Raw genomic sequence first — 9,133 nt, 5'->3', positions numbered from 1 at the left:
GTCACCAGTTTCTTGGTGCCTACCGTCACATGCAAATGGTTCTGGTCACCGAGATGCTCGACCCAGTCGACAACGCCGTCAGCATGGCCATTCGCGGCCTTCGCGATCGTCAGATGCTCGGTGCGCGCGCCGATCGTCTTGGTGCCGGCCGGTGCGCCGCCGTCAGGCAGCAGCCCGGTCGGCAGAAGATTGATCGCCGGCTGGCCGAGCCTCGCCGCGACATGCAGGTTTGCCGGCTCTGAATAGATGGTGCGCGGCGAGCCGATCTGCACCAGCACGCCCTCGGTGAGGATGCCGATGCGGTCTGCCATCGTCATCGCCTCGATCTGGTCGTGGGTGACGTAAAGCATGGTGGCGCCGAGCTCGGTCTGGATGCGCTTCAGCTCGAGCCGCAGATCCGCCCGCAGCTTGGCGTCGAGCGATGACAGCGGCTCGTCCATCAGATAGATGGACGGTTTGTGCACCAGCGCGCGGCCGATGGCGACGCGCTGCATTTCGCCGCCCGAAAGCTTGGTCGAGCGGTTGGCGAGCTTGTGATGGATGCGCACCATCTTCGCCACCTCCTCGACCCGGCGGCGGATCTGGTCTTCCGGCATTTTCCGCGCCGGCGAGCGCAGCGGAAAGGCGAGATTGTCGAACACCGACAGATGCGGATAGAGCGAATATTGCTGGAAGACGAAGGCGGTGTCGCGCTCGGCCGGCGACAGCGTCGTGGCATTGTGTCCGCCGATCTCGATCGTGCCGCTGTCTGGCCGTTCCAACCCGGCGATGAGCCGCAGCGTCGTCGTCTTGCCGGCCCCGGTTGGCCCGAGCAGCACGACGAATTCACCATCTGCTATGTGCAGGTCGAGGCCGTCGACGGCGACATGGTCGCCGAAACTCTTGGTCACGTTCTTGATGTGCACCTCAGCCATGCTGGGCCCTCCGTTCCGAGGCGACATCGTGGATCGCGGTTCTCACCGCGCGGCCCGATCCCTTCTCGAACAGCGACAGCCGCGCGCTGCTCAGCGTCAGGCCGACATGGTCGCCGGTGGCGAGCCTGATTTCGGCCGGTACGCGTGCCTTGATGATGCCATCCGCCGTCTCCACCGCGACGATCTGCGTGGTGCCGAGATATTCGGTGCCGTAGATGGCGCCGCGCAATTTTGAGGCGTCGTCGAAGCGGATGTGTTCAGGGCGGATGCCGAGCGCCATGTCGCCAGGTGCGATGTCCTCGCGCACCTCCGGCACCGCGACCTTCGCGCCTTGCACGATGATCTCCCTGGCGCCCTTGGCGAGCCCGCCGCCAAATCCCAAAAAGTTCATCGGTGGCGAGCCGATGAAGTCGGCGACGAACATGGTCGCCGGGCGGTCATAGATTTCGCGCGGGCTTCCGAACTGCTCGATGACGCCATGGTTCATCACCGCGATCTTGTCGGCCATCGACATCGCTTCCATCTGGTCGTGCGTGACATAGACCGTCGTGGCATGGATGCGGTTGTGCAGTTCGCGCAGCTCGTGGACCATCAAATCGCGGAATTCGGTGTCAAGGGTTCCCAGCGGCTCATCCATCAGGAAGCATTTTGGCCGCCGCACGATGGCGCGGCCGAGCGCGACGCGCTGGCGGTCGCCGCCGGCAAGTCCGGAGACGGATTTGTTGAGCAGATGGTCGATGCGCAGCAGCTTCGCCGTTTCCTCGACCCGCGTGCGGATTTCGGCCGAAGGCATGCCTTGCGCCAGCAGCGGGAAGCCGATGTTCTTGCGCACATTCATGTGCGGATAGAGCGCGAACAGCTGGAAGACGAAGGCGATGTCGCGCTCGCGGGCCCGCAGCATGGTGACGTCGTCGCCGCCGAGCAGGATCTGGCCGCCGGTCGGCAGCTCAAGCCCCGCGATCATGCGCAAGGTCGTCGTCTTGCCGCAGCCGGACGGGCCGAGCATGACGAAGAACTCGCCATCCTCGACGACGAAGTTGGAATCCTGCACGGCGACGAAATCGCCGAAGGCCTTTCTCAGGTGCTGGACACGGATTTCGGCCATGATTATTCCGGGAATTTGGAGACGATGATGAACATCACGGTGCCGGCGAGCATGGTGATGAAGGAGTAGGTGTAGAGCGACAGCGCGAAGGGCTGGAACAGCATCAGGAAGCCGATGGCGATCAGCGCTGTCGCGATGTTTGCCATCAGCCCGCGCCGTGCCCAGGCCGGCCAGCGCGATTTGCGGTTCCCAGGCTTGGTCAAGCTCATTTGCGCACCGCGCCGAAGGTGATGCCGCGCAGCAATTGCTTGCGAAGCAGGATGGTGAAAACCAGGATCGGCACCAGGAAGATCGTCGTGCCGGCCGCGACCGCCGGCCAGTCCTGGCCGCCTTCGCCGATGATGGTCGGGATGAAGGGCGGCGCGGTCTGCGCCGTGCCGGAGGTCAGGAGAGCTGCGAACGCATACTCGTTCCAGGCGAAGATCAGGCAGAAGATGGCGGTCGCGGCTATGCCGGTCGTCGCCTGCGGCAGCACGGTGCGCCAGAAGGCCTGCAGCCGCGTGTAGCCGTCGATCATTGCCGCTTCTTCATATTCGCGCGGGATCTCGTCGATGAAGCCCTTCAGCAGCCAGACAGCCAGCGACACGTTGACCGCCGTATAGAGCAGGATCATGCCGAGCGCGGTGTCCGACAGGCCAAGCTCGCGGTACATCAGATAGATCGGAATGGCGACGGCGATCGGCGGCATGAAGCGCGTCGACAGGATGAAGAACAGGAGGTCGTCGGCGAGCGGCACCTTGAAGCGTGAGAAGCCGTAGGCCGACAGCGTGCCTAAGAACACGGCGCAGAAGGTCGAACCGAAGGCGATGATCAGCGAATTGACGAAGCGCGGCAGGAAGTTGGACGGACCGGCGATCACCATGTTGCGCTTGCGCGTGGTCTCGTCGCAGAAGCCCGTCGCCGGACCCAGCGAGTTGATGTATTCCGGCGTCTGCCGGGTCCGCGTCGTGAACAAATTGCAGTAGCCCTCAAGACTGGGCTGGAACAGGATCTTGGGCGGATAGGCAATCGAATCCGGCGGCGTCTTGAAGCTGGTGGCGAAGATCCACAGCAGCGGCACGATCGAGATCAGTGCGTAAAGCACGATGATCGTGCCGGCGATCCGTTTCGAGTTGCTGCTCGGTGCGACGACCGAATGGGCTGTGGTCAGGCTCATCTCTGCTTCACCTTGTTGAGCGCCTTGACGTAGATGTTGGCCAGGCCGAACACCGCCACGAAAAGGATGATGGCGAAGGCCGAGGAATAACCGGTGCGCCAGCTTTCGAAAGCCTGCCGCTTCAGCGTTATCGAGGCGACCTCGGTCGTCGAGCCCGGCCCGCCGCCGGTCAACAGATTGACCATGTCGAACATCTTGAAGTTCTCGATGCCGCGAAACAGCACCGCCAGCATGATGAAGGGCAGCGCCATCGGCAGCGTGATCGACCAGAACTGCCGCCAGTTCGAGGCGCGGTCGACCTCGGCCGCCTCGTAGATGTATTCGGGGATGGAGCGTAGGCCCGCGAGGCAGATCAGCATCACGTAGGGCGTCCACATCCAGGTATCGACGATGATGATCGACCAGGGCGCCAGCGACACGTTGGAGAGCATCTGAATATTGGTCGGCGGGATCCTCGTGACGAAGGAGATCGCATAGGCGAACAGGCCGATCTGCGGCTCATAGAGGAAGCGCCAGAAATTGCCGACTACCGCCGGCGACAGCATCATCGGCACCAGGATCAGCGTCGTCCAGAAGGCGTGGCCTCGGAACTTCCTGTCGATCAGCCAGGCCAGCGTGAAGCCGATCAGCGTCTGCAAAAGGATCGTCCAGAACACGAAATGCGCGGTCGTCTGCATGGCGATCCAGATGTCCTTGTCGCCGAGGATGCGCTGGTAGTTGGCAAGGCCGAGATTTTTCACCACCTCGTTCGGGCGGTTGGCCCGGTAGTTGGTGAACGACAGATAGATCGCCCAGAACAGCGGGAAGATGTTGATGGCCAGCAGCAACAGGATCGTCGGCGAGATGAACAGCCAGGCGAGGCCCTTGTCGCTGATGCCCCGGACCTTGCGGGCCAACGGTTCCGGGGTCGCCCGGGCAACGTTCTCCGCGGTCCGATTGAGCATGGTGAGTCCTGCTTCGGTCACTTGGTCGTCTCTGTCATGGAATTTATCTGAACTGCATCCCGTGCCAAGGGGCGGCACGGGATGCTTGGCTTAGCTCGGGAGGAGCTGGTTACATCTTGCCATCGTCCTGGAAGACCTGGGTCCAGTCCTTGACCAGGCCGTCGAGCGCATCCTTGGCCGAACCCTGGCCGGCGACGACATAGTCGTGGAAGCGTTTCTGCGAAGCCTGCAGCAGCGGGGCGTAGCTCGGCTCGGCCCAGAAGTCCTTCACGATGGCCATCGAGTCGAGGAAGGTCTGCGCATAGGGCTGGCTGGCCGGGAACTTCGGATCCTTGACCACCGCGTTGAGGCACGAATAGCCGCCGAGCGACCACCATTTGGCCTGCACGTCCTTGTTGGCGAACCACTTGATGTATTTCAGCGCCGCCTCCTGCTTGTCGGAATAGGACACCACGGAGATACCCTGGCCGCCGAGCTGGGCGAACTGCTCGCCGTCGGGACCCTTCGGGTTGACGAAGTAACCGATCTTGTCGCCGCCGACATTCTCGTCCTTCTGCAGGCCCGGCCATGTGAAGGCGAAGTTCATGTGCATCGCCACCTGGCCGGATTTGAAGGCATCGACGCCTTCGCCCATGTAGCTGTTCGAGGCACCGGGCGGCGTGCAGCAATCATAGAGCGCCTTGTAGAACTCCAGCCCCTTGACCGACTTGTCGGAGTTGACGAAGCCTTCCATTTCATAGGGCTTCTTGGGGTTTTCGTATTGGAAGCCATAGCTGTAGAGCACGTCCATGGCGCCCATGGTGATGCCTTCGGAGCCGCGCTCGGTGTAGATCGAGGCGCCATAGACGGTCTTGCCGTCGATCTCGCGCTTCTGGAAGAACTCGGCGACCTGCTTCAACTGGTCGAAAGTGGTTGGCGGGCCGAGGTCCCAACCGTACTTCTCCTTGAATTCCTTCTGCAGCTCCGGCTTGGAGAACCAGTCCTTGCGGTAGGTCCAGCCGACGACGTCGCCCATGGCCGGCAGCGCCCAGTAGTTCGGCGTGTTCTTCGGCCATTCCGAATAGCCGACGACGGTTGCCGGCACGAAATCGTCCATGCTGATCTTCTCCTTGTCGAAGAAGTCGTTCAGCTTGACGTAATGGCCGTTCTCGGCAGCGCCGCCGATCCACTGGCTGTCGCCGATGATCAGGTCGCACAATTTGCCGTGCGAGTTGAGCTCGTTGAGGAAACGGTCGGCATAGTTGGTCCACGGCACGAACTCGAATTTCATGCCGATACCGGTTTCCTTGGTAAAATCCTTGGACAGTTCGACAAGCGCGTTGGCCGGGTCCCAGGCGGCCCAGCACAGGGTCAGGTCTTCAGCGTGCGCGACGTTCGCGACGGCTGTCGACGCTGTGATTGCCGAGGTCAGTCCCAACGCCAGTTTCAAGCTCGATTTCATGACTTCCTCCCATTTGCGAAACGCGCCCGGATGACGGTTTCAAAAAGCCCTCAACCCCTCTCCTCAGGGGCCCAAACATGGCGGCGCGGTTGCGCTGCAGATGTTTAGTAATTTGTTTAGTGATGCAATTTTTACTAAACAAGGCAAGCGAATTCGTTGCTGCGCCGCAGCATGCTTATGGCGATGTCTGAAAACGTTGGGAAAAGCGCGGGTCGCTGGCTGGTTTACCGAAGCTGTTCAGGCCGATTCTGACCGGGACGTGGGGCAGCCTCGGCTTTCAATCTACCCTTCTGGTGCTCACCATCACCTTGCGGATCGCCGGCGCCGGCGGCAGCAGCGCGCGGATATCGGCGAACGGGAACGACGGTTCGAAACGGAAGGCTTCGGCCGATGAGCCTTGCGCGCCGTTGCACTGGCCGGCGCGAAAGGCGTTCTGTGTCCGCGCAATGTCGACGAAGCGGTCGGGATCCTGCGATTGATGCATGCGGATCGCCTCGGCCTTGACGTCGGCATGGGCGGAAATGTCGACATAGTGCGTCGGCGAGAAACCGGTGCCGCCCATCGTGTCGGCATGCAGCACTGGGACGGCGAAAGACGCCGCGATACGAACGCCGTCCGACAGCGCGCGATGGTCTGCATGATAATCGTTGGGCGCATGCGTGATCACCAGATCCGGGCCGATTTGACCGATCAGTGCTTTCAGAGCTCCAATCAGCGCTGCATCGGCCACCAGCTCGCCGTCCGGGAAGTCGAGGAAGCGTGGCACTGCGCCTACCAGCGCGGCCGCGGCCGTTGCTTCGTCGCGACGGACACGAGCGAGAACAGCGGGATCACTTGTGCCGCCCCTGGCACCATCGGTGGCCATGGCAAAAGTGAGTTCTGCGCCTTGCGCAGCATAGGCGGCCATCGTACCGAACATGAAGATCTCGATGTCGTCCGGATGCGCACCGAGCGCCAGGATTTTCAAACCACTCTCTCCCCGGAATTGGAACAACGTGACGAACGGAATCCTGCTCGCCCTGATCGCCTACGCAAGCTATTCGGGTAGCGATGCCGTTGTCAAAAGCCTGGGCGGTCAGCTCACGATCTTCGAGATCGGCTTTTTCATAACCTTGTTCGCGGGCTTCTTCCTGTTCTTCACGCGGCCCGCGGGCGAACGCTGGCGCGATTTCTGGCGCACCAGAAGGCCATGGGCGGTGCAGGCGCGTGCCTGGGCGGGCATCGCTTCCGGCGTGCTCAGTGTCTACGCCTTCACCACCATTCCGCTGGCCGAGTCCTATGCGTTGATATTCCTGGCGCCGCTCTGCGTCACCATTCTCTCCACGGTGATCCTCAAGGAGAAGGTCGGCCCCTGGCGCTGGCTGGCAGTGGTCGCCGGTTTCGCCGGTGTCATGCTGGTGGTGCGGCCGGGCTTTCGCGAGCTCAATCTCGGCCACCTTGCCGCCTTCGGTGTTGCCTTCCTCGCCGCCACCAGCGTCATCCTGATGCGCTCGCTGGCGCAGCAGGAAAAGCGCACCACCATGCTCGGCGTGCTGGTCGGCTACGGCCTGCTGTTCAACGGCATCGGTGCCGCCGCCACCTCGTTCACCGTTCCCGACGGCAAGCAGTTGCTGTGGTTGGCGGCGGCCGGTGCCTCCACAGCAGGTGGACAATTCCTTCAACTGCTGGCCATGAAATACGCGCCTGCCAACCGGGTCGCGCCGACGCATTATTCGCAGATCGCCTGGGCGGTGATCCTCGGCGCGTTGTTTTTCCAGGAATATCCGGACGGGCTGTCGCTGGTTGGCCTGGCGGTCGTTGGCGGCGCCGGCCTGTTGACCATGGTGCGTGAGGAAGCGCGGCTGGGGACCGTGCGCTGGAACCCGTTTTCGCGTACCCGGCTTTGAACCGACTCTGGTTGCGCCGTGGCCGTAACCGCTGATATGCGGGCGCCATGACCACAAAACCCCTGCCGGAGCTTCCTGTGTCCGTCGTGCTGCCGGCGCTGAGGGAAGCGCTTGGCGATGGCAACAGCGCCGTGCTGGTGGCGCCGCCCGGCGCTGGCAAGACCACGCTGGTGCCGCTGGCGCTGCTTGACGCGCCTTGGCTCGGCGCCGGCAAGATCATCCTGCTTGAACCGCGCCGCCTCGCCGCTCGCGCCGCCGCTCGCCGGATGGCTGAGTTGCTTGGTGAGGAACCCGGCGCCACCGTCGGCTACGCCATGCGCATGGAAAACCGCATTTCGGCAAAGACCAGGATCGTGGTCGTCACCGAAGGCGTGCTGGCGCGCATGATCCTCGACGATCCCGAACTGCCCGGTGTTTCGGCTGTCATTTTCGACGAATTCCACGAGCGTTCGCTCGACGGCGATTTCGGTCTCGCTCTGGCGCTCGACGTGCAGGGGGCGCTCAGGCCGGATCTGCGCTTGGCTGTGATGTCGGCGACGCTCGACGGCGCGCGCGTCGCCAAACTCATGTCGGGCGCGCCGGTCGTCGAAAGCGAGGGTCGCGCCTTTCCCGTCGATATCCGTTATGACGAACGGCCGGCCGGCATCGCCATCGAGGACGCGATGGCCAAGGCGATCCGCGCCGCCCTTGCCGACGAGAGCGGCAGCGTCCTTGCCTTCCTGCCCGGCCAGCGCGAGATCGAGCGCACCGCCGAACGGCTGGCCGGCAAGGTCGGCACCGATACCGACATCGTCCCGCTCTACGGCATGCTGGACGGCAAGGCGCAGGACGCGGCGATCAAGCCGCCGCCGGCGGGCCGCCGCAAGGTGGTGCTGGCCACCTCGATAGCCGAAACCTCGATCACCATCGACGGCGTGCGCGTCGTCATCGATTCCGGCCTGTCGCGGCTGCCGCGCTATGAGCCGGCCAGTGGCTTGACCCGACTGGAGACCGTGCGTGTCAGCAAGGCTTCCGCCGACCAGCGCGCCGGCCGTGCCGGGCGCACGCAGCCAGGCGTCGCCATCCGGCTGTGGCGGGCCGAGCAAACGGCTGCACTTCCCGCTTTCACGCCGCCGGAAATCCTTGAGGCCGATCTGTCCGGACTGCTGCTCGATTGTGCTGCCTTCGGCGTTGCCGATCCGTCAGCGCTTGCTTTTCTCGATCCGCCACCTGTTCCGGCCCTCAATGAGGCAAGGGGGCTACTGCGCGCGCTGGATGCCATCGACGAGACGGGGCGCCTGACGGAAGCGGGTGCAGCGATGCGCAAGCTCGCTCTGCCGGTGCGGTTGGCGCATATGGTTGCCGAGGCAGCCGGCAGCGGCCATGCCTTCGAGGCGGCAATGTTCGCCGTGCTGCTTACCGAACGCGGCCTCGGTGGCCTCGGCGCCGATCTGGAGCGGCGGCTGATGCGTTTTCGCGGGGAAAGATCTCCGCGCGCTACCGCCGCCAAGCAGCTCGCCGAAAGGCTGGCAAGGCAGGCTGGCGGAGCAAAGGGCAGCGAAGCTGCGGCGGGCGGTCCCCTGCTCGTGCACGCCTGGCCGGATCGGGTGGCGAAGGCGCGCGGCGAGCGCGGCCGTTTCGTGCTGGCCAACGGCTCCGGCGCCATGCTCGACGCCGCCGACCCGCTGGCGGGCGAGCCGTTTCTGGT

At 63.6% G+C, this 9,133-nt stretch carries 9 protein-coding genes; 2 read left to right on the top strand and 7 right to left on the bottom strand.

Annotated features, from left to right (window positions below; translation table 11 throughout):
* The 7 genes from EN879_RS13640 to EN879_RS13610 all read right to left on the bottom strand — a co-directional run.
* Nucleotides 1-914: ABC transporter ATP-binding protein (locus EN879_RS13640; RefSeq protein WP_164774402.1), on the bottom strand; the 914-nt coding region annotated here is incomplete at its 3' end.
* A complete protein-coding gene (locus tag EN879_RS13635; protein ID WP_013528081.1) occupies nucleotides 907-2,019 on the bottom strand; it encodes an ABC transporter ATP-binding protein in 1,113 nt (370 codons plus the stop codon). The genes EN879_RS13640 and EN879_RS13635, both read right to left, overlap by 8 nt.
* A 2-nt stretch (nucleotides 2,020-2,021) precedes the next feature.
* Complete coding sequence (locus tag EN879_RS13630) at nucleotides 2,022-2,228, bottom strand: hypothetical protein (protein ID WP_127274093.1); 207 nt, start codon at nucleotides 2,226-2,228, stop codon at nucleotides 2,022-2,024.
* Nucleotides 2,225-3,175, bottom strand: coding sequence for a carbohydrate ABC transporter permease (locus EN879_RS13625; RefSeq protein ID WP_013528079.1), 951 nt, complete (start codon nucleotides 3,173-3,175; stop codon nucleotides 2,225-2,227). The genes EN879_RS13630 and EN879_RS13625 overlap by 4 nt, the downstream gene beginning before the upstream one ends.
* Nucleotides 3,172-4,119: a sugar ABC transporter permease gene (locus EN879_RS13620; RefSeq protein ID WP_063169897.1), complete on the bottom strand. Its 948-nt coding sequence runs from the start codon at nucleotides 4,117-4,119 to the stop codon at nucleotides 3,172-3,174. The genes EN879_RS13625 and EN879_RS13620 overlap by 4 nt, the downstream gene beginning before the upstream one ends.
* Before the next feature lie 109 nt (nucleotides 4,120-4,228).
* Nucleotides 4,229-5,560 carry an ABC transporter substrate-binding protein gene (locus EN879_RS13615; RefSeq protein WP_027164284.1) on the bottom strand — a complete coding sequence of 444 codons (1,332 nt, stop codon included), beginning with the start codon at nucleotides 5,558-5,560 and terminating at the stop codon, nucleotides 4,229-4,231.
* Between the two features lie 277 nt (nucleotides 5,561-5,837).
* The gene (locus EN879_RS13610) at nucleotides 5,838-6,527 is read right to left on the bottom strand and encodes a PIG-L deacetylase family protein (protein ID WP_063169898.1); all 690 of its coding nucleotides are present in this window, start codon (nucleotides 6,525-6,527) and stop codon (nucleotides 5,838-5,840) included.
* Between the two features lie 28 nt (nucleotides 6,528-6,555).
* Here EN879_RS13610 and EN879_RS13605 point away from each other — a divergent pair, with 28 nt between their 5' ends.
* Nucleotides 6,556-7,446, top strand: coding sequence for a DMT family transporter (locus EN879_RS13605; RefSeq protein ID WP_127274092.1), 891 nt, complete (start codon nucleotides 6,556-6,558; stop codon nucleotides 7,444-7,446).
* 47 nt (nucleotides 7,447-7,493) lie between these two features.
* A partial coding sequence (gene hrpB / locus EN879_RS13600; RefSeq protein ID WP_127274091.1) for an ATP-dependent helicase HrpB occupies nucleotides 7,494-9,133 on the top strand: 1,640 nt, incomplete at its 3' end.

This window comes from Mesorhizobium sp. M7A.F.Ca.AU.002.02.1.1, assembly GCF_003998535.1.
In the GTDB taxonomy this organism is placed as follows: domain Bacteria; phylum Pseudomonadota; class Alphaproteobacteria; order Rhizobiales; family Rhizobiaceae; genus Mesorhizobium; species Mesorhizobium ciceri.
The sequence above is the reverse complement of the archived record's forward strand: the minus strand, read 5'-3'. Positions and strand labels throughout refer to the sequence as shown.

Bases quoted from the DNA above. Each gene is read 5' to 3' on its own strand.
- EN879_RS13635 (WP_013528081.1), bottom strand. From the start codon at position 2,019: ATGGCCGAAATCCGTGTCCAGCACCTGAGAAAGGCCTTCGGCGATTTC.
- EN879_RS13630 (WP_127274093.1), bottom strand. From the start codon at position 2,228: ATGAGCTTGACCAAGCCTGGGAACCGCAAATCGCGCTGGCCGGCCTGG.
- EN879_RS13625 (WP_013528079.1), bottom strand. From the start codon at position 3,175: ATGAGCCTGACCACAGCCCATTCGGTCGTCGCACCGAGCAGCAACTCG.
- EN879_RS13620 (WP_063169897.1), bottom strand. From the start codon at position 4,119: ATGCTCAATCGGACCGCGGAGAACGTTGCCCGGGCGACCCCGGAACCG.
- EN879_RS13615 (WP_027164284.1), bottom strand. From the start codon at position 5,560: ATGAAATCGAGCTTGAAACTGGCGTTGGGACTGACCTCGGCAATCACA.